At 38.5% G+C, this 21214-nt stretch carries 23 protein-coding genes, 1 pseudogene and 1 riboswitch; of the genes and pseudogenes, 9 read left to right on the forward strand and 15 right to left on the reverse strand.

Features of this window, described 5'->3' with window-relative positions; translation table 11 throughout:
- Positions 1-143 precede the first annotated feature (143 nt).
- Positions 144-425, reverse strand: a complete 282-nt coding sequence (locus tag V7266_RS23025) for a hypothetical protein (protein ID WP_335471349.1) — start codon at positions 423-425, stop codon at positions 144-146.
- A 354-nt stretch (positions 426-779) separates the two neighbouring features.
- Here V7266_RS23025 and V7266_RS23030 point away from each other — a divergent pair, with 354 nt between their 5' ends.
- The 5 genes from V7266_RS23030 (at position 780) to V7266_RS23050 (ending at position 6026) form a co-directional block, all read left to right on the forward strand.
- Entirely contained in the window at positions 780-1688 is a 909-nt protein-coding gene (locus V7266_RS23030; protein WP_335471351.1) for a putative selenate ABC transporter substrate-binding protein, read from the forward strand.
- Between the two features lie 14 nt (positions 1689-1702).
- On the forward strand, positions 1703-2461 hold the full coding sequence (locus V7266_RS23035; protein ID WP_335471354.1) for a phosphonate ABC transporter ATP-binding protein: 759 nt from the start codon (positions 1703-1705) through the stop codon (positions 2459-2461).
- The gene (locus tag V7266_RS23040; protein ID WP_335471356.1) at positions 2458-4092 is read left to right on the forward strand and encodes a PhnE/PtxC family ABC transporter permease; all 1635 of its coding nucleotides are present in this window, start codon (positions 2458-2460) and stop codon (positions 4090-4092) included. The genes V7266_RS23035 and V7266_RS23040 overlap by 4 nt, the downstream gene beginning before the upstream one ends.
- Positions 4093-4445: 353 nt before the next feature.
- Positions 4446-5612 (forward strand): MFS transporter, encoded by a 1167-nt coding sequence (locus V7266_RS23045; RefSeq protein WP_335471399.1) that lies wholly within the window; start codon positions 4446-4448, stop codon positions 5610-5612.
- 72 nt (positions 5613-5684) lie between these two features.
- Positions 5685-6026 carry a hypothetical protein gene (locus V7266_RS23050; RefSeq protein WP_335471359.1) on the forward strand — a complete coding sequence of 114 codons (342 nt, stop codon included), beginning with the start codon at positions 5685-5687 and terminating at the stop codon, positions 6024-6026.
- Between the two features lie 150 nt (positions 6027-6176).
- Here V7266_RS23050 and V7266_RS23055 read toward each other — a convergent pair whose 3' ends face one another.
- The 8 genes and pseudogenes from V7266_RS23055 to V7266_RS23090 all read right to left on the reverse strand — a co-directional run bounded on the left by V7266_RS23055 (position 6177) and on the right by V7266_RS23090 (position 12846).
- On the reverse strand, positions 6177-7001 hold the full coding sequence (locus tag V7266_RS23055; RefSeq protein WP_335471362.1) for an alpha/beta fold hydrolase: 825 nt from the start codon (positions 6999-7001) through the stop codon (positions 6177-6179).
- A 188-nt stretch (positions 7002-7189) separates the two neighbouring features.
- A complete protein-coding gene (locus V7266_RS23060) occupies positions 7190-7879 on the reverse strand; it encodes an alpha/beta fold hydrolase (protein ID WP_335471364.1) in 690 nt (229 codons plus the stop codon).
- A gap of 183 nt (positions 7880-8062) precedes the next feature.
- Positions 8063-8650, reverse strand: coding sequence for a TetR/AcrR family transcriptional regulator (locus V7266_RS23065; protein WP_335471366.1), 588 nt, complete (start codon positions 8648-8650; stop codon positions 8063-8065).
- A gap of 371 nt (positions 8651-9021) precedes the next feature.
- Positions 9022-9387: a fluoride efflux transporter CrcB gene (crcB, locus tag V7266_RS23070; protein ID WP_335471401.1), complete on the reverse strand. Its 366-nt coding sequence runs from the start codon at positions 9385-9387 to the stop codon at positions 9022-9024.
- The gene (gene crcB, locus V7266_RS23075) at positions 9387-9791 is read right to left on the reverse strand and encodes a fluoride efflux transporter CrcB (protein WP_335471368.1); all 405 of its coding nucleotides are present in this window, start codon (positions 9789-9791) and stop codon (positions 9387-9389) included. Before crcB (V7266_RS23075) ends, crcB (V7266_RS23070) begins: the two co-directional genes overlap by 1 nt.
- Before the next feature lie 53 nt (positions 9792-9844).
- Positions 9845-9905: riboswitch (Fluoride riboswitch) on the reverse strand.
- A gap of 91 nt (positions 9906-9996) precedes the next feature.
- On the reverse strand, positions 9997-12132 hold the full coding sequence (locus V7266_RS23080; protein ID WP_335471369.1) for a heavy metal translocating P-type ATPase: 2136 nt from the start codon (positions 12130-12132) through the stop codon (positions 9997-9999).
- A pseudogene (locus V7266_RS23085) lies at positions 12125-12229 on the reverse strand (transcriptional regulator); the annotation flags it as partial. The pseudogene V7266_RS23085 and the gene V7266_RS23080, both read right to left, overlap by 8 nt.
- Positions 12230-12345: 116 nt before the next feature.
- On the reverse strand, positions 12346-12846 hold the full coding sequence (locus tag V7266_RS23090; protein ID WP_335471371.1) for an arsinothricin resistance N-acetyltransferase ArsN1 family A: 501 nt from the start codon (positions 12844-12846) through the stop codon (positions 12346-12348).
- Positions 12847-12966: 120 nt separating this feature from the next.
- On the opposite strand from V7266_RS23090, the gene V7266_RS23095 reads away from it, so the two are divergent.
- The 3 genes from V7266_RS23095 to V7266_RS23105 all read left to right on the forward strand — a co-directional run bounded on the left by V7266_RS23095 (position 12967) and on the right by V7266_RS23105 (position 14212).
- Entirely contained in the window at positions 12967-13413 is a 447-nt protein-coding gene (locus V7266_RS23095; RefSeq protein WP_335471372.1) for a MarR family winged helix-turn-helix transcriptional regulator, read from the forward strand.
- Between the two features lie 66 nt (positions 13414-13479).
- A complete protein-coding gene (locus tag V7266_RS23100) occupies positions 13480-13692 on the forward strand; it encodes a hypothetical protein (protein ID WP_335471374.1) in 213 nt (70 codons plus the stop codon).
- A 64-nt stretch (positions 13693-13756) separates the two neighbouring features.
- Positions 13757-14212, forward strand: coding sequence for an ArsI/CadI family heavy metal resistance metalloenzyme (locus V7266_RS23105; protein WP_335471376.1), 456 nt, complete (start codon positions 13757-13759; stop codon positions 14210-14212).
- A 243-nt stretch (positions 14213-14455) separates the two neighbouring features.
- Here the strand turns inward: V7266_RS23105 and arsC are convergent, their stop codons facing one another.
- The 5 genes from arsC to V7266_RS23130 form a co-directional block, all read right to left on the reverse strand.
- Complete coding sequence (arsC, locus tag V7266_RS23110) at positions 14456-14878, reverse strand: arsenate reductase (thioredoxin) (protein ID WP_335471379.1); 423 nt, start codon at positions 14876-14878, stop codon at positions 14456-14458.
- Between the two features lie 26 nt (positions 14879-14904).
- Positions 14905-15960, reverse strand: coding sequence for an ACR3 family arsenite efflux transporter (arsB, locus tag V7266_RS23115; protein ID WP_335471382.1), 1056 nt, complete (start codon positions 15958-15960; stop codon positions 14905-14907).
- Between the two features lie 26 nt (positions 15961-15986).
- A complete protein-coding gene (locus tag V7266_RS23120) occupies positions 15987-16334 on the reverse strand; it encodes an ArsR/SmtB family transcription factor (RefSeq protein WP_335471384.1) in 348 nt (115 codons plus the stop codon).
- 196 nt (positions 16335-16530) lie between these two features.
- Positions 16531-17364, reverse strand: coding sequence for a D-alanyl-D-alanine carboxypeptidase family protein (locus V7266_RS23125; protein ID WP_335471387.1), 834 nt, complete (start codon positions 17362-17364; stop codon positions 16531-16533).
- Positions 17365-17472: 108 nt separating this feature from the next.
- Positions 17473-18666, reverse strand: coding sequence for a nucleoside transporter C-terminal domain-containing protein (locus V7266_RS23130; RefSeq protein WP_335471390.1), 1194 nt, complete (start codon positions 18664-18666; stop codon positions 17473-17475).
- 323 nt (positions 18667-18989) lie between these two features.
- Between V7266_RS23130 and V7266_RS23135 the strand changes: the two genes are divergently transcribed.
- Positions 18990-19373, forward strand: a complete 384-nt coding sequence (locus V7266_RS23135) for a DUF1398 family protein (RefSeq protein ID WP_335471393.1) — start codon at positions 18990-18992, stop codon at positions 19371-19373.
- Between the two features lie 104 nt (positions 19374-19477).
- On the opposite strand, the gene V7266_RS23140 is transcribed toward V7266_RS23135, so the two are convergent.
- Entirely contained in the window at positions 19478-21061 is a 1584-nt protein-coding gene (locus V7266_RS23140; protein WP_335471396.1) for an amidohydrolase, read from the reverse strand.
- Between the last annotated feature and the right edge of the window lie 153 nt (positions 21062-21214).

Genomic DNA, 21214 nt, shown 5'->3' on the forward strand with positions numbered 1-21214 from the left:
CAGGCGCTCACTTTCCGCGGACGTGCCGTGGAGCCTCCTCTGCCCCGTACTCCCGCAGGAGTCGAGCGCTTTCCAATCCAATCAACAGAGTATAAAAATTATCGTTTACACAGCCTTTAAGTAAAATAAAAAAATCAGACGGCTTATGCTAAACTCCGCCTGATAACCTCAAGAATGTCTGATATTTCTGTGTTGGTAAAACTACTATTTGAATTACTACTGCTAGACGAACTCCTACTATTGCTTGATGTGGTTGATTCAGAAGAAGAACCGCTTCTACTACTTGTTGTGGTGCCCCCTTGATTATCTGAACCTGTACTTGTCTTTGTGATTGATATCGGAGCAATGGTAACAGCCCCACCAAAGTTAACAATTCCCCCAGAGATCGTTCCAATCGTGATCCCATCTTGATTGTACGCTGCCATTATAACACTCCTTCCCTTATTCCTTATTATATGTACAAGGTTTAGTGCTTGTTTAAGCATCTTCATCAATTACAAGAAAAAAATCACCCGCCATTCGATGCTGGGTAACCAAGGTGTGGAATGTCGAGGAATGGTCACAATTATCAATCTAAGAAAATATTTAAAACTCCTGTGCGAAAGCAGGGGTTTTTCTTATTGTGACTGGGCATTTACGGTTTGAGGTCTTTTAAATATATCGAAATAATCGATTGAAAAAAATAGGACAAATAGATTAAATGAATTTATCCAACAAATTTCTTTCTTTATAATGAGAAAGGCTATAAGAAATAACTATACTAAGAGGTGCGGACATTTATGAAGAAATGGCTTTCTATGTTATTATTAGTTATCCTCGTCTTTTCACTAGCTGCATGCAGCAGCCAAAAAGATGAAAAAGCAAGCGATAGCAAAAAAGAAACAACTACCAATACAAAAGAAGTTTTTAAGATCGGTGCGATTCCTGACCAGAATGCGTCAGAACTTGATAAAGGCATGACGGCAGTAGCGGATTATCTTAGTCAAAAAACAGGAATGAAAGTAGAATTTGTTCCATCTGTTGACTATGCAGCGCTTGTAACAGGGTTTCAACGCGGTGAAATTCATATGGCTTGGTTTGGTGGTTTAACAAGTGTTCAAGCCATCAATCTTGTACCAGGTGCTGAATCTTTTGCGCAAAGACCAAGAGATGCTGAATTCCACTCTGTATTCATTACTCAACCGAATTCAGGTATTACCAAGCTTGAAGATTTAAAAGGTAAATCGTTCACGTTTGGCAGTGAAAGCTCGACATCTGGACATTTAATGCCACGTTATTACTTAACAGAAGCTGGAATTGACGCGAACAAAGACTTTGATGGAAAACCAAACTTCTCTGGTTCTCATGATACTACATATAAATTAGTAGAATCTGGGGCATTTAAAGCGGGTGCACTAAACGAAGCTGTTTGGCAAGCAGCCGTTAAAGATAAAAAAGTTGATACAAACAAAGTAAAAGTATTCTATACAACCCCTTCTTTCTATGATTATAACTGGACCATCAACAGCAATGTGGATGATGTTTTTGGAAATGGTGCTAAGAAAAAGGTAGAAGATGCAATCCTATCGATTACAACTGATCAAAAAGAAATTACGGACTTTTTCCAAACCGATAAATTTATCGAAACTAAAAATAGTAATTACGAAAAGATTCAAAAGGTAGCAAAAGAATTAAACATTATTAAGTAGTAGGTGTCAGAGAAATGTCTTCAAAAAATATGATTGAAGCCAAAAATTTAACAAAACACTTTGAGCGGAAGATAGCCTTATCTTCCCTTTCTTTTACCATAAAACAAGGTGAATTAGTCGCATTAATTGGTCCAAGCGGAGCGGGAAAAACCACTCTGCTTAATTCCATTACTGGCCTTGTGCCCATTTCCAGTGGAGACCTTTTCATCGATGGCCAGCCCCTTTCATCCTATAAAAAAGGCAAAATCTTCGCCAAAAAAGTGGGAGTCATTCGCCAGCAATTTGATTTAATCGGTCCACTTGCAGTCATTCATAATGTCCTGGCTGGCAAACTTTCTGAATGGAGTACCTTTAAATCTCTTATTTCATTATTAGTCCCTCAGGAGAAAGAATCAGCAATTAAAGCATTAGAACGCGTCGGACTTCATGAGAAGGCGTATGAAATCACCTCGACCTTATCGGGCGGTGAGCAGCAGCGTGTTGCCATGGCAAGATTAATGGTCCAAAAACCGGAAATCATATTAGCCGATGAGCCAGTCGCTTCATTAGATCCTGCGAGAGCAGATGACATTTTATCCATGCTGACAAAAATTGTCACCGAGGAGAACCAGACGCTAATTACCAGCCTCCACTCTCTTGAATACGCCAGAAAATATTTTACAAGAATAATATCGATGAAAAATGGCGAGATATTTTTTGACCTGCCAACCGGTCAAGTGACCGATGACCTCTTAGCTGAGTTATATCAAATAAATAGCGGTGGTACCTTATGAAGTTAACCCGCTTACTTCGCTTGCATAATCGCTTTCTACTTTCTCTCCTGTTGGCAGCTATCTTTATCTGGAGTCTTTTTTCAGTACGGTGGAATGCTGATTTATTTCATTCCGGGGGGATTCCAACATTAGTCCAAATAATTGAAGGCCTTTTTCATCCTGATCTTTCCCCTGATGTACTCGTACTTGGACTTGAATCCGCGTGGATTACATTGGCGTATGCCGTTGCAGGAATGTCGCTCGCCATCCTGTATGCTTTTGTCGTCGGGATTCTCGCATCAGGAGTATTAACTTCTACGAATACTTCAAGATGGGTTTCTAAAGTGTTCTTTAGAGGTATTTTAGGATTTACCCGTTCGATACATGAACTCATTTGGGCATGGCTGTTTGTGGCAGCTGTGGGACTTTCCCCTTACGCAGCAATTCTTGCCCTTGCCATACCCTACGGTGGAATCTTGGGCAGAATCTTCGCGGATATGTTAAATGATGTCTCAAAAGAACCAATAAAAGCATTAAAAACATCCGGTGCCTCTAAACTCCAAACTCTTATATATGGCTACCTTCCATTGGTTTGGGCGGATATGATTAGTTATACGATGTACCGCTTTGAATGTGCGATCCGTTCCTCAGCGATTATGAGTTTTATTGGCCTTGGCGGCTTGGGCTATCAAATTCAGTTATCGCTACAGGATTTAAGATATGATCGGGTATGGGCGTTTGTGTTCTTTCTCATCGGACTTGTCATCTTTGTAGATTTATGGAGTAATTTTGTCCGACGCGCCTTAACCGAACGAAAGAAACAGCGTGGCTTTAGTTCTGGATGGAGATCTGTTTTCTTTACCTTATTGCTGATTGTTGGATCATGGGTATTCATTAAAATTAGTGAAAATGCGCAATTTATTGAACTGCTTTCTGAAAAAAATATGGAAGCGGCCAAAAGATTTTTCGGCGGACTTATTGGTATCGGAGTGGATCATCCGGCCTTTTTAGATGGAGAAAGCTGGTCCGCTGCCTTAAAGCTAACTCTTGAAACTCTAGAAATGAGTATTATGGCAATTGGTTTCGCGACGATTACCGCCTTCCTTACAGTGGTTCCTGCGGCTCGAAACATTGCCAATGGGAAATTATCTGGGGCTAAAAAATGGTATAATTGGCTGCTTTATGGCGTGGTCCGCCTCGCTTATATTTTTTCTAGGGCAGTTCCTGAACTTGTTTGGGCCATGATGATTATTTTTATTTTCAAACCGGGTTTATTGCCAGGTGCGATTGCTCTTGCCCTTCATAATTTCGGGATACTAGGGAAACTATGGGCAGAAGTGATCGAAGATATGGATTCCCGCCCAATTCGAAACTTGGCAACAGCCGGGGCATCAAAAGTAGAAAGCTTATTTTACGGGATTCTGCCGATTGTCATGCCTAGATTTCTGACCTATATTCTCTATCGATGGGAAGTAATTATGAGGACAACGATCGTTGTTGGGTTTGTTGGAGCAGGCGGTTTAGGGATGGACTTTAAGTTAGCCATGAGCTTTTTCAACTACACACAAATTACCTTGCTTCTCTTATGTTATATGATACTTGTAATAATTGCAGACTTTGCATCTGAAAGTACGAGAAAAGCAGTAAAATAAGTTCAAAAAACACATCTTAACAATAAGATGTGTTTTTTGTATGATCTAGCATTCACTAGTTTGAAGATATCAAATTGCTAGCATTTTTATAGTAATATGATATCAATGATTAGCTTGGGGTTTTCCTATATCTTTCAGCTGTTGTGCTTTTCAGACCAATATCTAAATTACAAAACTGATTTGTTCCATTTCGCCATTTTGTAAGCTTCATTTGTAAGTCGCTATCGCTTTTCCTTGCATACCATTTCCAATAAAGGAAAGAATGGGAATCATATGCTTGTTTTAGTCCATCTAAATCCTTTATTCTTATAAAGTATGTACTGTTTTTTTCATATTGGGGGTGAGTATTGTTGTTGGAAACAAAAAAGGCTTTACCTATATTATTTTTAGTTATGTTCCTGGTAATGGTTGGGTTCGGAATCATCATTCCTGTTTTGCCGTTTTATGCAGAGGAAATGGGTGCAAATCCAACTGAACTCGGACTATTAATGGCAGTTTATTCACTTATGCAGCTTATTTTTGCCCCTATTTGGGGGCAGGTTTCCGATCGAATTGGGAGAAAGCCGGTAATGATGCTTGGAATAGCCGGTCTAGCGATCTCCTTTTTCGTCCAAGCCATATCAACGCAATTGTGGATGTTGTTTGCGGCAAGAATTATTGGAGGAATACTATCCTCAGCAAATATGCCTACCGCGATGGCCTATGTTGCGGATATCACAACAGAGGAAAATAGAGGTAAAGGGATGGGGATCGTAGGGGCTGCAACAGGACTTGGCTTTGTGTTTGGTCCGGCAATCGGAGGTGTTTTTTCAAAGATCAGCTTGAATATGCCTTTTTATCTTGCCAGTGGGTCTTCGTTTATTACCTTATTTCTTGTATTAATCCTATTAAAGGAGTCGAAACAGAAAGGCAGCGACACGATACAGAAAAAACCATCTTTCTGGAAAGCGATGAATAGTCATACATCTATTCTCTTTTTTGTACAGTTTCTGATTTCTTTATCGTTATCTGGTCTTGAAGCAACATTTGCCTATTTCGCTGCTAGAAAAGCGGGCTTGGATTCCATTCAGCTTGGTTACATCTTCATGATCATGGGATTTGGCAGTGCTCTTGTCCAAGGTGGATTAGTCGGCAGATTAACGAAGAAATACGGCGAGAGCGTAGTCATTCAAGGGGGAATGATTGTCTCTGCAATCGGGTTTGGTCTAATCCTGCTTGTTCATAGTTTTACTACTGCCGCGATTTTCCTAACTATTTTTGGGTTGGGTAATGGTGTCATTCGACCAAGTGTCTCCTCCCTATTGACCAAGACCTCGTCTGCTGGACATGGACGGGCGACTGGTATATTATCTTCTTTTGATTCATTGGGCCGGATTATTGGACCGCCACTGGGTGGCTGGTTATTTTCTTTAACGATGGGACTTCCTTATATTTCAGGAGTTGTGATTACATTCGTTGCCTTAGTATTATTTGTAATTTTCCGTCCCCAGTTGAGTCCCGTTAAGGTAACGAACCTTTAATTAAAGAGGCATATGTTCGATGGACATGCATAAAATGGGTTTGAGGATTCAAAAGAAATGAGGAGCATATACATGAAAAGAAAAACCTTTATCAGTGTTTTTTTTGCTGTGATTCTCTTAGGCTTTTCAGCTTATCTTGATTCGCCCTACTCATTCCTGAATAAAAATTATGCTTATTCAAACGACCAGCCAGCCGTAGCGATACCGGCATCCGTGGAATCATCTACAAATGTACCCGAAACAAAAGAGAAACTGGTGAAACGTGAAAAAGAGGCTGGATATATCATCGAAACGTATGAGGAATATGAAGTCTATAAAGACAAAGACGGACAGATTGTAAAAAGTGAACCAACTGGACAAACAGATACCCTCAAATATTGGGACTATAGCAAGAACAAAGGGATCAGTAAGTAAATCCGCTTAGATTTTGAATGCACTGAAAAACCTAAGGTTATTAAGAATCTTAAAGTAACAACAAAGAAGGTATAACTCTCTTAATGAAGAGAAATTATACCTTCTTTTAATTAGACTAAGAAAAAGAATTCTGTTATTATCTTTTCATTTCTAACCCTTAATAAATGTTAATAGGTCATTATTTAGCCGGTCTGAATGTGTGATGTATAGTCCATGCGGGGCATCTTTATACAAAATAAACCGGTTCTTGGGTAATAACATTCCTGACTTTTGTCCGGAGATTTCTACCGGGATTGATCGATCTTTATCACCGTGGATAATGAGTGTAGGTACATTGATGGACCGCATCTCCTCGCGAAAATCCGTTTCTATGATAACTTTATTACACTCAACCACTGCTTTAAGCGATGTCTGCAGCATATCCCACCGAGTCCATTCACCTATTGAGCTGGTATCAGAACGATTGAAGTATGGCAGCTCATTTTGAAGTAACCAATTTGGAAAGTCTCGTTTCCACATTTCACGCACCATTTCTGCGACATCTTTGGATACACCTTCAGGATTATCCTCTGTTTTCATCAAAAATGGCACAATGGCAGCGACAAGCACTGCACGGTCCACCCGATCGTTGCCATGACGTGTTAGATATCGAATCACTTCACCACCACCCATAGAATGACCTACAAGCGTGACATTTCGCAGATTCAGGTATTCTATCAGTCCAGCAAGATCGTCTGCCAGGGTGTCGAAGTCGTATCCGGTCCCCGGATCATCGGAACGCCCATGACCGCGTCTATCATATGCTATACACCGCAAGCCCTGATCTGCTAAAAAAATTCTCTGATAATCCCACATTCTAGAACTTAGTGACCATCCAGAAACAAAAACTACTGGATTGCCTGTTCCCCAATCTTGGTAAAATAATTGCAAACGTTCTTTGGTTTTGAAAAATGGCATCGCCAATCCCTCACTCATTTTATAGATATTTTTAAGATCAAAAAATTCAGGACTGTCATTATGTCGTATGGCAATGAAATTATTTCACTTTTAGTATAAAGATCTGTATTAAGTCTTTTTAACCCATAGAACCCGAAGTTTCCCTCCTCAATTAAAGCCTCCCCGCTTGTTCAATAGGAATAAGGAAATGGAAAGTATTCGAAAACTTATGAACGAAGAAACATTTTTACGGCAGCTAGGAATGCTGGTAAATTATCATCATGCACAAAGTGCCCGGCATTATCTATTGTCACTAACTCGCTATTCGGTATAAGTTCCGTAACTTCTTTCAATTTATTATGGGGAACATGACTGGACCCACCGCCTATAATAAGAGTCGGCATGAAAATGTCTTTAAGACGGGCCCACCATTCGGGATTGGGGTCATTAAGTTGCCTTAGTATCGAAGGCACAACCAGCCAATCAAACGGCAGGGGACCAGGAGGTTTAGAAGGAATCTCAATTGGCTTATCTGAAAAAGGAGGTGGAGTGTCTTCAACAATTAACTTTTCTATCCTTGAAGGAAATCTTTCCGAGAAAAGATAGGATACAGTTCCTCCCATGGAATGACCAAGTAGCGTAAATTGATCTAAATTCATCGCATTTGCAAAATGAAGCAAATCATCGCACATCACTTCGAAGCTGTAAGTTCCAGCTTTTGCACTCCCGGCGTGTCCCCGCTGATCTAAAGCTAATACTCGGTATTTTTCTCCTAATGCAACTGCCACCTGATCCCATGATTCTGCACTTTTTCCCAGTGCGTGAAGTGCTACAAGCGGTGCTGCAGAAGGGTCCCCACTCTCTCGATATTGAAAAGTGAGTCCATTCAATTCAATTTGATTTACCCGTGTTTCCATCTCGCGCATCTCCCAGAGGGCTTCACCAGTTGAAACCCATTTTATTTCATTCCCCTACCTGCATATTCCAAGCGAATGTGTGAGTATTGCCTGCAATCTGCAACCAAGCTGGCATGATAAACGAAGATCTTTTAACTTAAGAAGTGCTCTCTATAATAATGGCTGACAATTTTCACTTTCCTTTTATGCGCTGCAAAATTCTTGAATGATCTGTTTTTTAATTTCTTCTATCGGAAACTCGTGTGGATACGTAGATATCATCAACATAATACCTTGAAGGACGGATGAAAAATATAACGACCGTTTCCTTGGTTGCTTTACTCCCAGCCTTTCAAATATTTTACATTGTACCTCAAACATTCTAGCGTTTTCTTTAATAATTAGTTTACTGTATTTAATCAACTCTTCGTCTGCCTCTGGCTGAGTTTGCAGATGCAGATAGAATCGATGGACTTCTGGGCTTTGATGGATATTATCAATCGCTTCTTCGATAATGTGTTTAAGTTGCTCACTGGGTTTCTCGAGAGTGGCTGCTCCTTCCATTACTTCTATTACTTCCCTTGTTCTAGCCTCGACCATTTCAGACAGCAGTTCTTCTTTTCCTTTATAGTAATTGTATAGTAACCCTTTAGAAATGCCCGCTTGTTTAGCTACATCGTTAATAGAGGTAGCATAATATCCCTGTTTAATAAATAACTCCATAGCGGCAGCTCGAATATTTTGTTTTGAAAGTTGGCGAATACGCTCATTCTCTTCAGGTGTTCGCGGCATTGTAAATTCATTCCTCCATAAAAGCAGTGATCTCTTCTTATAAATGTTCAAATATGTTAGTGTCAAAATAAGTTCGGTATAATCTATTTCACTTGAACACCCAGATACTCTTTACCATTAATGTCCTAATGAAAACACATCACACCTTCCATAATTTAACATATATTACAGTATTATTTTATTATTGAATGAACGTTTAGTCAATGATAAATTCCTGTTTGCTCAAATTAGATATGATTGAGGAATTAAAAACACCTACTCGATACTTGCGAGTAGGTGTGGATTTACTATGCGATTTGCTTATTTTGTCCCCTTGAAGAGAACCCGTTATAGTTTTTTGCAGTCTTTGTTATATGCATAATTGATAAAGTTTATACGAAAAAACTGCCTAGCTTCATCCCTAAAAATGCAAGTAAGATTCCACAGGTGTAGCTGATGGTTAGATATAGAGCAAGTACTTTCCCATGTTTTTTTTCATGTAACTGTATATTTTCCAATTTAAATGTTGAAAAAGTGGTAAATGCCCCCATGAAACCAGTACCCAAGAGTAATCGCCACGTATTTTCTATGTTTGCCCCAAAGATTAACCCCAACAAAAACGATCCAGCTAAATTGATTAACAAGGTAGCAAACGGAAAGGTAGTGGGATATCTTCCCTTAATCAAGTTGCTTAAACCAAAGCGGGAAATGGCGCCACAAAATCCTCCGACCGCCACTAAAGCTATATTCGTTACCATCATTTTTCACCTCTCTCTACTTCTGTTGATTCTTCTGTTTTCAAACCCAATCGATAGCCCATCCAACATAATAGAAGGCCACCCCAAAGACTGAGGAGCACATAAAGAATTGCTGTTCCCCACTTAGCCGCACTAATTAAATGAACCGTTTCAACACTAAAGGTAGAAAATGTAGTAAAAGAACCTATAAGTCCAGTATTCAATGCCGTAATAACATAAGGAGGTAAAGATTTAAATCTTGGTAGGAAGTTGGTAAACCAGCCTAATAGAAAACTCCCGGCCATATTGGTCACAAGGGTTGCTAATGGGAACTCATGAAACCACCACTCCCCAACGTAAATGCCTAATAAATAACGTAATAAAGCCCCAATAATTCCTGCAATCCCAACAAATAAAAAAGTCATTTTCTCACCTCAAATATAAACTTCCCAGAAATAAATAGACTCCTACCAGATCTTTTCTGATAGGAGTCATTAGCTCTTCGGGCATTTATGGCGAACTCCATCGCCATTTGAAATTTTATAAAAACATTTTAGCAAAAAAGTACTATATCTGCCAGTTGTTTATTCCCACTCACTTAAAAAGCTCCCAAAATGAAAAGCTCAAAAATTATTTGTCTTTCACTCGGAGAAGTCGTAAACCATTAAGCGTAACGATCAGTGTGGCACCCATATCAGCAAAAATCGCTATCCAAAGAGTTAACCACCCTGGGATCACTAATAACAAGGCTACTAGTTTAATCCCTAGCGAAAACGTGATGTTTTGTTTGATGATTAATAAGGCTGCTCTGCTTAGTTTAACCGTAAATGGCAGCTTTCCTAAATCATCAGCCATTAATGCAATATCCGCAGTTTCGAGAGCTGTATCCGTTCCAGCCCCTCCCATCGCAATTCCAACGGTCGCTGCAGCAAGTGCAGGAGCATCATTCACACCGTCCCCGACCATGGCTACCCGGCCATAATTATTTCTTAATTCCTTAATAAAGGTTAGTTTATCTTGAGGTAAAAGATCTGCTTTGATATCAGAAACCCCTGCCTGCTGGCCAATGGCATAGGCTGTTCCTTTATTATCGCCCGTTAACATGAGAGTTTTTTGGATACCTAATAAGTACAGCTTCTGGATAACGGATTTGCTGTTCCCTCTCACTTCGTCAGCAACTGCAATGAGTGCTAAGATTTCTGAATCAGTCCCCGCTGCCATGACTGTCTTCCCTTTATTTTGAAGTTCGTCTATAGTCAATTTTATATTCGATGGGAACCGATGTGATAAAATTTCATCGAAAAAGCTAGGACTTCCTACATAATACACTTTATTATTGATTCTGCCTTTGATTCCTTTACCTGTAATAGAAGAAAAGTCTTCAATGGCAAGGCTTTGATAAGATAAATTCTCTTGTTCAGCCTTTTTCATAATCGCCGAAGCCAGCGGATGCTGAGAACCGTTTTCTAACGCAGCGATCATGGTAAGAAGTTCATTTGCATTTGTATTACCTTGAGGCAGATAATCCGTTACAACGGGTATTCCCTCTGTTAAAGTGCCCGTTTTATCAAAGGCAATGGCTTGAATTGCTCCCATTTCTTCTAAATGAATCCCACCTTTGATTAACACACCATTTCGAGCGGCATTTCCGATTGCCGTCACAATAGAAACAGGCGTGGAAATAACAAGAGCACAAGGACAACCAACTACAAGGGCAGCTAGACCTTGATAAACCCACTTACTCCAATCTGCATCAAAAAATAGTGGTGGAATGACAGCCACTAACAAGGAAATAAACATAATGACTGGCGTGTAATATTTTGCAAAGCGATCTACAAAGGCTTGTGACGGAGCTCGTTCAGCTTGTGCCTCTTCAACAAGATGAATGATTTTTGCGATAGTAGTATCGTCCACATGTTTAGCCACTTTCACTTCAAGAAGTCCTTCTTCATTTAGAGTTCCAGCGAATACTTCATCATCCATTGTTTTAGAAACTGGAACAGACTCCCCAGTTATTGCCGCTTGATTAACAGTTGATAACCCTTTTACAACAATTCCATCCATAGCTATTTTCTGTCCAGGTTTTACAATTATAATATCGCCGATTCGAATATCATCCACTTCCACCGTAAACTCTTGATCGTCTCTTCGAATCAAGGCTTCTTTTGGAGCAATATCCATTAAGGAACGAATGGATTGTCTCGCTTTATCCATCGAGTAAGACTCTAGAACCTCACTGATGGCGAACAGGATCACTACTGTTGCCCCTTCTCCCCATTCACCAATCAAAGCGGCTCCGATAACGGCAATCGTCATGAGTGTCCTCATATCAAATTCAAAGCGGAATAAATTTTTCAAGCCCGTTGTAAAAAGACGGTAACCTCCTACTAAGATAGAAGCTCCATAAGCTAAAATCGAAGAAATACTATCTTCACCATTTATATGTGCTGATAGCCACCCGACCAGCAAGAAAATTGCTGATGCAATAACGGTAGAATGTTTTTTCATAAAAGGTTCTTTCTTCTCTTCAAAACGTTGTTTTTCAGGAACGACTTTTATATTTTCAAAAGCGCCTGCTTTCTCTAATTCCTCTATAGTTGTATCACCATAAACCGTAAGCTTTGCCGCACCGAAATTCACACTTGCATTAACAACACCATCCAGGTGCTGTACGTTCTTTTCGAACTTTGTCGCACAGCCTGCTCAGGTGAAACCTTGCACACGGTAAACCGTTTTATCATTTAATTTTTCAATAGAGTCACTCATAGGTTTTCACCTCCTTTTGATGCCTAAAAGCAACATGAATCGGTTGTCTGACATGTTCATCATCCAATGAATAGAAAACTAATTTACCTTCTTTTCGATTCATTAAGTCACCTCCAAACATTCAAAGATGTATTTGAGTATTAGTATATGAAAGGTTATTAAAACGGTCAAATGATTATTTGAATGTTTTAATTATTTTTTATGACAATACTTTTATGTTAGTATCTTTTCCATAATCATAACGTCAACAAAGCGTCCATCTAATTTACCTTGTTTATGAAATACCCCCACTTCTCTATACCCATTTTTTCTATAAAGACCCTGCCCCAATTTATTGAATGGAAATGTAAATAGAACAATCTTATAAAAATCATTTTTTATTGCTACTCGTTCTATTTCCCTTAATAATATCGAGCCAACTCCTTTTCCTCGGTAATCCCTCCTTATATAAATAGATAAATCTGCTACGCCTGCATAGGCACATCGATTGGAATAAGGATTCAATGACGCCCATCCAACAATTTCATCTTCATCTTCGATTACCATGACTGCAAAACGCTTGTTATGGTTCTTAAACCATTCCGTCATATATCCAATATCTTTTTGATCTTCCTCTAGGGTTGCAATCCTATCTTTAATCCCTTCGTTATAAATGTTTAATATCGCTTCTAGATCATCTATTGAAGCCACCCTTGTTTCAAAGCCTGCTCTCATTTTAATCCTCCCTAAACTTCATTAGTTTAAAATAATTATATAAAAAAATTTTCCAATTTAAAAGAAAATAAGTTGCATTTTGCAAATATTTTGTATATAAATAAATCAGAGGTGAAATAAATGGAAGACCTTAGAGAATTATTTCAAGTTATGTCAAGACGTTTTGGTTTTTTGAATAAAAACTGCTGCCAGGTTGGTGGTGAAGAAATATCTCTTGTACAGAGCCATATCCTTTACGAAATTCTTCGAAAAGACAGACCTTCTATACAGCAGGTTGCTGATACTTTAGGAATGGATATAACTACTTTTAGTCGTCAAGTTCAAACACTTGTAAAAATGGAACTGGTAAAAAAAACTCCTCTTCCTGAGGATCGACGGGTTTCACAACTTATCCTAACTCCGCAAGGAAAGTACGTGGCTGCAAGGATTGATGCAGAAATGAACCAATACCTAAAAGAAGTATTTTCGAATATGAGTGATTTTGAACGAGATATGGTTATTAATTCGATCAAACTACTAAATGATGCAATGTCAAAATCTACTGTATGTTGTAAACCATTAATTTGAGCAAGAATACTTGCTCTTTTAATAAAGATAAATACTTGTAAATTGCAAATAAAAAGGGGTGCTAATATGTATTTTAACGAAATGGAATTAAAAGTTTATTATGAAATGAGAAAAGAAGAAATGGAAAAGGCAGCATTGACTAGCAAATATCGAAAAAATAAGCCAAAAGCAAAACTATTTAGCAATTTCTTAAGTATGATTAAGAAAAATCAACAACAAAAGCAAATATCAATTTGTTGCGAAAAAATCAATATCCAAAAAGGATGCTGTGAAAATTGAGAAACAAGATGTTGTTCTTTGTTAAACATTAATCAAACTAAATAAATTTTGGGAGGAATTTACAATGAAATACGCACATGTTGGTCTTAATGTTACAAACTTAGAAAAATCAATTGAGTTTTATAGCAAACTATTTGGGGTTGAACCGTTTAAAGTAAAGTCTGATTATGCGAAGTTTCTACTTGAAACACCAGGATTAAACTTTACACTTAATATTCGGGATGAAGTAAACGGAAATCAAGTTGGGCATTTTGGTATTCAAGTTGAAAGTACTGAAGAAGTTATTGCCCAAAAGGACAGACTTGCAGCAAACGGAATTCTCTCGCAATTTGACGAAATAAATACAACCTGTTGTTATGCCCTCCAAGATAAATTTTGGGTTAAGGATCCTGATGGTAACGAATGGGAGTTTTTCTACACCAAAGCAAATATGGAGGAAATGAAAGCAAATGCTCCCTCCTGCTGCTCAACGGAACCGAAAGATGAAAAAGTAGAGTGTTGTGAAACAACAGTGCATTAAGAAACCCTTTACAGCTACGGTTCTTAACCATTTTGTTAATATAATGCTTGCAATTAAAACGTGATTATTTATCTGGTAAGCAGATTATATATCAAGATCCAAATAGAACCTGGTATATTATCGGCATTTTGTTTCAAAAATAGTTGAATTATTCTGCTACAGTTGCAGCTCCTTAGTACATTCCCATATTTATATGAAAAATGAAAGCCAAGAGTACTTTTACTCTTGGCTAATAGATTATTGTTACTCGCCAGTTTCGGCAAAACGATTAATGCGTTCTCCGATTTCGTCACGTACACGCTGGAAGAATGCCCACTTCTCTTCTTCTGTGCCTTGAGCTTTTGCCGGGTCATCAAATCCCCAGTGAACTCGTTTTACTTTAGGTGGTGTGATTGGACACTTATCTGCAGCATCACCACATAATGTTACAACTAAATCGGCATTGTTTAGAAATTCCGGATCGATTATATCAGAAGTATGAGCTGAAATATCAATACCTGCTTCCTTCATCGCTTTTACAGCATTAGGGTTTAATCCGTGAGCTTCGATCCCAGCACTGCGTACTTCCCATTCGTCACCTAAATGTTTCTTTGCCCAGCCTTCAGCCATTTGGCTTCTGCAAGAGTTTCCAGTACATAAGAAGTATAGTTTCTTTTTGTTTTTCATGTTGATTTCCACCTTTATTAAAAGTTTTAAACTGCATGTTCTTTAAAATATTTACGTTTAAACCATAATGCTACGTTGACCAATGCTAGCATTACAGGTACTTCCACTAGTGGTCCAATTACGGCCGCAAAAGCTGCTCCAGAATGGATTCCAAATACCCCTACCGCTACAGCAATCGCTAACTCAAAGTTATTACTGCCAGCTGTAAAAGCAAGAGTTGTGGTTACAGGATAGTTCGCTCCAATTTTCTTTCCAAGGAAGAACGAAACAAAAAACATTAAAACAAAGTATATTAACAATGGGATAGCAATCCGAACTACGTCTAGTGGTAAGCTAACAATAGCGTCCCCTTTTAAAGAGAACATGATGATAATAGTGAATAGCAGGGCAACTAGTGTAATTGGACTTATTTTAGGTATAAACACATTCTCATACCATTGTCTGCCTTTTGCCTTTACTAATGTAAACCGTGTAATCATTCCTGCGATAAAAGGAATTCCAAGATAAATGAAAACTGATTTTGCCACTTCTAACATTGTAATATTGACAACTGCTCCTTGGATTCCTATCCATTCCGGCACAATCGTTACAAACACATACGCATAAACGGAGAAGAATAACACCTGAAATATAGAGTTGAATGCGACCAATCCTGCTGCATACTCTGCATCACCTTTGGCTAAATCATTCCAAACGATAACCATAGCAATACAACGAGCCAATCCAATCATGATAAGACCAACCATATACTCTGGTTTATCAGGTAAAAAGATAATAGCTAATAAAAACATAAGAATTGGGCCAATTATCCAGTTTTGTACAAGCGATAAGACTAGGACTTTAACATCTTTAAAGACTCGGCCAATTTTCTCATAACGGACTTTGGCCAGAGGCGGGTACATCATTAGAATTAGACCAATTGCAAGGGGAATAGACGTGGTGCCAACCTGCAATTTGTTCATTTCCTCTACAAATCCTGGAAAGATGAATCCCAAGCCAATGCCTACTGCCATAGCTAGAAATATCCATATTGTTAGGTAACGATCTAAAAAAGATAAACGTTTCTTTTCTGTATGACTCATTTTCTCACTCCCAAACTATATTGAAGCTAACATCCGCATTGAAGTGTCGGATTTGCTTTTTCAATCCTCTTAATTTTATCTGTCTGGTCTGGTACATGTTTCAAAATATCTTCAATCAGTCCATAAAGCTCACTTCCATGATTAAGGGAATAATAGATCCACTGCCCTCTTCTTTCCTCTTTAACCATACCTGCGTCTTTTAATTTTCGAAGATGCTGGCTAATAGAAGGCTGGCTCATATCAAACACTTCAAGAAATTCACATACACAGCACTCACGTTGTTTTAATATACCAATAATGGTTAAGCGTGTTTTATCACCTAACATTTTTAAAACGTTAGCAGCTCTCTCTAATTCAATGATCGATGTTAACAAAACGGACACCTCCATAAATAAGTAAATAATTATATTCTTATTTAAAATTCATTATATAACTATTTGCTTATATTAAAACAATAAATAGTTGGATTCAAGTATTTCAATTGTAAAGTTAATGTAAATAAAAAAGATTGATAACTATAGCTATCAATCAAATAGTAGAGATTTCATTTTGCTCCGGTTGACTTTATGATTAGCGAGCGGCGTGTGCCTGCATATAATCGAAGGCGTAGTTAGCCATTGTTTGAATATCACTGTATTTTGACCTTTTATCCGATTTCATGACCACAGAGATGACTTCCATATTGCCCTTTTTTAAATATTCAACTAGTGTGTGTTGTGCTGCATCCGTAAATCCAGGTTTACCGGCAATGGCGTTTGGCATGATGTGAAGTAAATTATGAATTGTTTTTACTTGCATGCTTGTTTTAATCTGAGTCGTTTGGGTTGATAAGACCTTCAGTACGTTAGGATGTTCAATAGCTTCTTTCGTGATGAGGGCCATGTCATATGGTGTGGTGTAATGATTTGGAGCATGGAGACCATTAGGTGTAATAAAATGGGTGTTCTTTAATCCTAATTGTGCCACTTTCTGATTCATCAGTTTAGCAAATCCTTCTTCGCTGCCAGCCACGTTTTCAGCAATCGTTACTGCCACATCATTTGCGCTTAATAACAATAATGCTTTCATAGCGTCTTGTTTAGAAATCTTCTCTCCTGCTCTAATCCCCAAACAGAGGCATTCTTGAGCGGCTGCATTCCGGCTCACCGTTAACAGTTCGCCGTTTTTCATTTTTTCATCTAAAATAGTGGCTGTTAGCACTTTAGTCATACTTGCAGGATAAGCTTTCGAGTGTGCATTTTTGTTATAGAGAATCTCACCTGTCACAGCATTTATTGCGACTCCAAACGCACCTTTTATTTGTGGAGGTTCTGTTTCTGCTGTACTGACCGTAATAGGTGACATTTCAAACGTGATTAAAAGAACGAAGATGATCGCTGTAACGAACTTGCTTATATTGGTCATGATGTATGGACCTCCAGTTTGACGAACATTCACTTATAAAAATAGTATCCGTATTAATTAGTGCCATTATTACCAAAAAAATCAAGAGCCCATCAAGGCTCTAATGTTTCACCATATAAACAACCCAACAAACATGGCACTTAGGAGCGATACAGCAATTCCACTTACCAAAAGTTTCCAAACGTTTTTTCCGATGATCAGAGACTTTTCATCACCCATTATCGAGGCGATGGCCCCGTAAATCATACCCACTGTACTAAAATTCGCAAAGGAGGTTAAGAACGTTGTTGCCACGGCTACCGTATGTGGCGGCAAGGAATGAATATGCTTTTTAAGGTCCATCATTGCTACAAATTCGTTTGTGGCAAGCTTTGTTCCCATAAGCTGTGCAACATACATGGCATCATGTCCGGACAAGCCTAGAAGAAACGCAAACGGGCTAAAAATCACGGAGAAAATTTTTTGGACGGTTAGTCCATGGACAAAAAATCCCAAGATGCCGTTTACACAGGCCGTTAATGCTACATAACCCACGACCATCGCCATTATGACGATAACCATCCGAATACCCACAAGCATACTGTTCGAAATGGTAGAAAAGAAATCTTTTCGTTCTTCTTTGGAAGGAACGTATACCATATCTTCTTCTGTACCCACCTCGATAGGATTCAATATACTTGCCAGCAGTAAAGCATTTAAACAGTTTAACGGAATAGCAGCAAATACATATGTCCCAGGCACCATACTTAGATAAGCACCGATTATAGACCCGCTAATACTGCTCATGCTCATGATTCCAAACGTCAGCAGGCGGTTTTCCTTCAATACTAAGAGTTGTTGTCGAATAACGGCTAATGCCTCTGTATTTCCAAGAAACATCATTTGTAATGAAAAAAAGCTCTCTAGCTTAGGGAGACCTGAAATCTTGGAAATTCCCCAGCCTACTTTATCAATAATCCAGATTAAGATACCAAAATAAGTGAGAATATCAAAGAAGGTAATGATGAAAATGATTGGCATTAAAGCACTAAAGAAAAAATCAACGGATGGATTCGCCATTGCAGTTGGAAACACAAAAGAGATTCCCTCGTTTGCGCAGGAAATGAGAAACGTAAAAAACGAGGCAATTTGATTGATGATCCATGTCCCGATTTTTGTTGCAAGCATAAACCAGGTAATGAGTAGTTCTACTACGATTAAACTTAGGACAGATCGCCATTTTACCTTTTGCTTATTAGGAGAGCAAAGGAATACCAAACCAAATACAACCAAAACGCCTAGAATATTCAATAAGAAATACATGCCAACAACTCCCTATTATGCGTTCCCTTGAACTGAAGGTCTTCAATTTACCCGTTTCTACAAATCTGGAGTATGAACATAAGTGCTTCGGAAACTGGTTAATAAAAAATCACTAGTATCTAAGGAAATAGTTTGCATGTTTATATCCTAGTTTATTCAGTTTCTTTGCTATCCACGATTATATTGCTGGTAGAAACTATTTTGACAATTTTCAGTTGCTACGGAATAATTCATCTAAGTACTTTTCTATTGGTGCATTTAATTGTAGGCATAATAATGGGCTTTACGGTAAAAATTATGAAAAAATTGGTGGAGGTACAATCATGAAGGACAAGTTATCGAAGAATGAGCTAAATGAGATAATTGAAAGAAGAAGCACTGGAAAGACCAGTTTTGTTGAATTTTTGGATGAATTATCTAAAATCGGGATTGATCAATACCTAATAAATGTTGCCACAGGTCAAGCCATTTACAAGGGGGAGGATTCAGAGCTAAAAACCGAACCTCAAGTAGACTTTGTGATTGCCGATCACTTTAATAGAGATCAGGCATTAGAAGCAATCGCAAACATTACGCTACCTTTTTTAGACTTTTTAAGAGAGATGGCCAACGCAGGAATTACAACCTATACTGTAAAGATTCCTGAAAAAAAAGCTTTGTATTTGGGGATGAATGGTGAACAAATAGAAGAGCGGATTCAACTTTAAAAATCCAAATTTTCACAAAAAAAGGAACGCTGAAGCGATCCTCAAACCATTGTTATTACTACCAAATAGGAGATTACTTTGAGAATGATCTCAACTATTCCTGTTTAATTAACTCTTTCAAATACTGTTCGGCCAGCAACGACCGTTTTCAATGCCTTTGCAGTCAGCATGTCTTCTGATGATCCCTCAAATAAATCACGGTCAAAAATGGAAAAATCCGCTGCATATCCGGCTTTAATAAGTCCCCGTTCGTGTTCCTTACAAATGGCTTTGGCGCTGCCGATGGTATAGAGTTGGACTGCTTGGAACCGAGACAGTTTCTCTTCTGGAATGTATCCATCATGTTCAGTATAAGGTTTTTTCCGCTCTACCGCTGCATAAATAGTATATAAAGGATTAATCTCTTCTACCGGAGCATCTGTTCCCGCAGCACACATTAATCCTCGATCAACTAACTTTTTCCAAGCGTAGGCCCATTCCAGCCGTTCTTTACCTAATCGATCAATAACCCATGGGAAATCTGAAGGTACAAATGCTGGTTGAAGGTCTAATACAACAGGTAACCTTTCCAGTCTTTCTACTAAATCTTCCCTTAACACACAGCAATGGATAAGGCGGTCTCTCTTTCCGTTCGTTAAGGGATATTTTTCAATTATATTTAACACTTGTTCTGCTGCCGCATCACCAATGATATGAACAGCTACTGCTTCATCGTATTGCCGAGCTAGTTTCACTAATTCTTCTAATTCTTGGTCTGTTTGAATAAATAAACCTTTGTTGTTTGGTTGATCAGAGTATGGTTTAGATAAGGCTGCAGTGGTTCCGCCTAATGCACCATCTGCAAAAATTTTCATTGCGCCTGGTTCAATAAATGGTTCGTCATAAGTGGCATTTGTCAACATCATTTTTTCAAACACTGCTTTATGACGAAGCAATGTTACTCTGAAATGATGTTTCTCCCCTACAACCCGATGAAAGGCGGTTAATGGATTTGTATACTTCCCAAAATAGCTCATATCCTCGGTATGTCCACCGGTTAAACCATATGAAAGCATCTCATCAATGGCCAAGTTAAGAGACTTGGTTAGAGACTCGATGTACGCTTCACCTTCACGTGGAATGGCTTCTGTTACCGCATTTGTGGCTAGCTCAAATAACAAACCATTTAACTTACCTTGTTCATCTCGTCCGATTTCACCACCTGCTGGGGATTTACTCTCTTCAAAGATGCTTCCTGCCTTAAGCGCTGCTGTATTTCCCAAAATGACATGATGGCAGATTCTAGTAAGTAGAATTGGTTCTTTGCGAATGGCATCGAGCTCCTTAATAGTCGGAATCTTTTTAACTGTAAAGTTGTTTTCATTCCATCCTTCACCAAATAACCATTGATCTGGAGGTGTAGTCTTTGCTGCTGTTTTTACCAAATCTAGCATTTCTTCAGCTGTCGTGGCTTTCGATAAATCCAATCTGGTTAACTTCTCACCTTGAAAAATCATATGGAGGTGGCTATCCACAAAACCTGGGTACATGGCGGCACCGTCCAAATTTATAAACTCATCTGCTAATTTACTAAGATCATTAAATGTGCCTATGGCATTAATTCTGTCATCTTCAACTAGGATTGCTTCTACTGTTTCATTTTCCTTTTCCATTGTGTAAATTTTCCCGCCATACCATAGTCGTTTCATTAAACGTCCCTCTCTTCCCCTTTTTAATTTTGATTGATATTATAATAATCTGTTTTAACTGTACCGAAACTATACTTTTACAGTGATCATGTCAATTATATTCCAATAATTCTAAGAGTAAAAAGGGAACCTAATGAACTGCCCCGTAAATGT

This window comes from Neobacillus drentensis (assembly GCF_036965645.1).
GTDB lineage: Bacteria > Bacillota > Bacilli > Bacillales > Cytobacillaceae > Neobacillus > Neobacillus drentensis_D.

Excerpts from the sequence above, each read along its gene's own strand:
- V7266_RS23025 (WP_335471349.1), bottom strand. The coding sequence starts at position 425 with ATGGCAGCGTACAATCAAGATGGGATCACGATTGGAACGATCTCTGGG.
- V7266_RS23030 (WP_335471351.1), top strand. The coding sequence starts at position 780 with ATGAAGAAATGGCTTTCTATGTTATTATTAGTTATCCTCGTCTTTTCA.
- V7266_RS23035 (WP_335471354.1), top strand. The coding sequence starts at position 1,703 with ATGTCTTCAAAAAATATGATTGAAGCCAAAAATTTAACAAAACACTTT.
- V7266_RS23040 (WP_335471356.1), top strand. The coding sequence starts at position 2,458 with ATGAAGTTAACCCGCTTACTTCGCTTGCATAATCGCTTTCTACTTTCT.
- V7266_RS23050 (WP_335471359.1), top strand. The coding sequence starts at position 5,685 with ATGAAAAGAAAAACCTTTATCAGTGTTTTTTTTGCTGTGATTCTCTTA.
- V7266_RS23055 (WP_335471362.1), bottom strand. The coding sequence starts at position 7,001 with ATGAGTGAGGGATTGGCGATGCCATTTTTCAAAACCAAAGAACGTTTG.
- V7266_RS23060 (WP_335471364.1), bottom strand. The coding sequence starts at position 7,879 with ATGGAAACACGGGTAAATCAAATTGAATTGAATGGACTCACTTTTCAA.
- V7266_RS23065 (WP_335471366.1), bottom strand. The coding sequence starts at position 8,650 with ATGCCGCGAACACCTGAAGAGAATGAGCGTATTCGCCAACTTTCAAAA.
- crcB (WP_335471401.1), bottom strand. The coding sequence starts at position 9,387 with ATGGTAACGAATATAGCTTTAGTGGCGGTCGGAGGATTTTGTGGCGCC.
- crcB (WP_335471368.1), bottom strand. The coding sequence starts at position 9,791 with ATGACTTTTTTATTTGTTGGGATTGCAGGAATTATTGGGGCTTTATTA.
- V7266_RS23090 (WP_335471371.1), bottom strand. The coding sequence starts at position 12,846 with ATGAGAGCAGGCTTTGAAACAAGGGTGGCTTCAATAGATGATCTAGAA.
- V7266_RS23095 (WP_335471372.1), top strand. The coding sequence starts at position 12,967 with ATGGAAGACCTTAGAGAATTATTTCAAGTTATGTCAAGACGTTTTGGT.
- V7266_RS23100 (WP_335471374.1), top strand. The coding sequence starts at position 13,480 with ATGTATTTTAACGAAATGGAATTAAAAGTTTATTATGAAATGAGAAAA.
- V7266_RS23105 (WP_335471376.1), top strand. The coding sequence starts at position 13,757 with ATGAAATACGCACATGTTGGTCTTAATGTTACAAACTTAGAAAAATCA.
- arsC (WP_335471379.1), bottom strand. The coding sequence starts at position 14,878 with ATGAAAAACAAAAAGAAACTATACTTCTTATGTACTGGAAACTCTTGC.
- arsB (WP_335471382.1), bottom strand. The coding sequence starts at position 15,960 with ATGAGTCATACAGAAAAGAAACGTTTATCTTTTTTAGATCGTTACCTA.
- V7266_RS23125 (WP_335471387.1), bottom strand. The coding sequence starts at position 17,364 with ATGACCAATATAAGCAAGTTCGTTACAGCGATCATCTTCGTTCTTTTA.
- V7266_RS23130 (WP_335471390.1), bottom strand. The coding sequence starts at position 18,666 with ATGTATTTCTTATTGAATATTCTAGGCGTTTTGGTTGTATTTGGTTTG.
- V7266_RS23135 (WP_335471393.1), top strand. The coding sequence starts at position 18,990 with ATGAAGGACAAGTTATCGAAGAATGAGCTAAATGAGATAATTGAAAGA.
- V7266_RS23140 (WP_335471396.1), bottom strand. The coding sequence starts at position 21,061 with ATGAAACGACTATGGTATGGCGGGAAAATTTACACAATGGAAAAGGAA.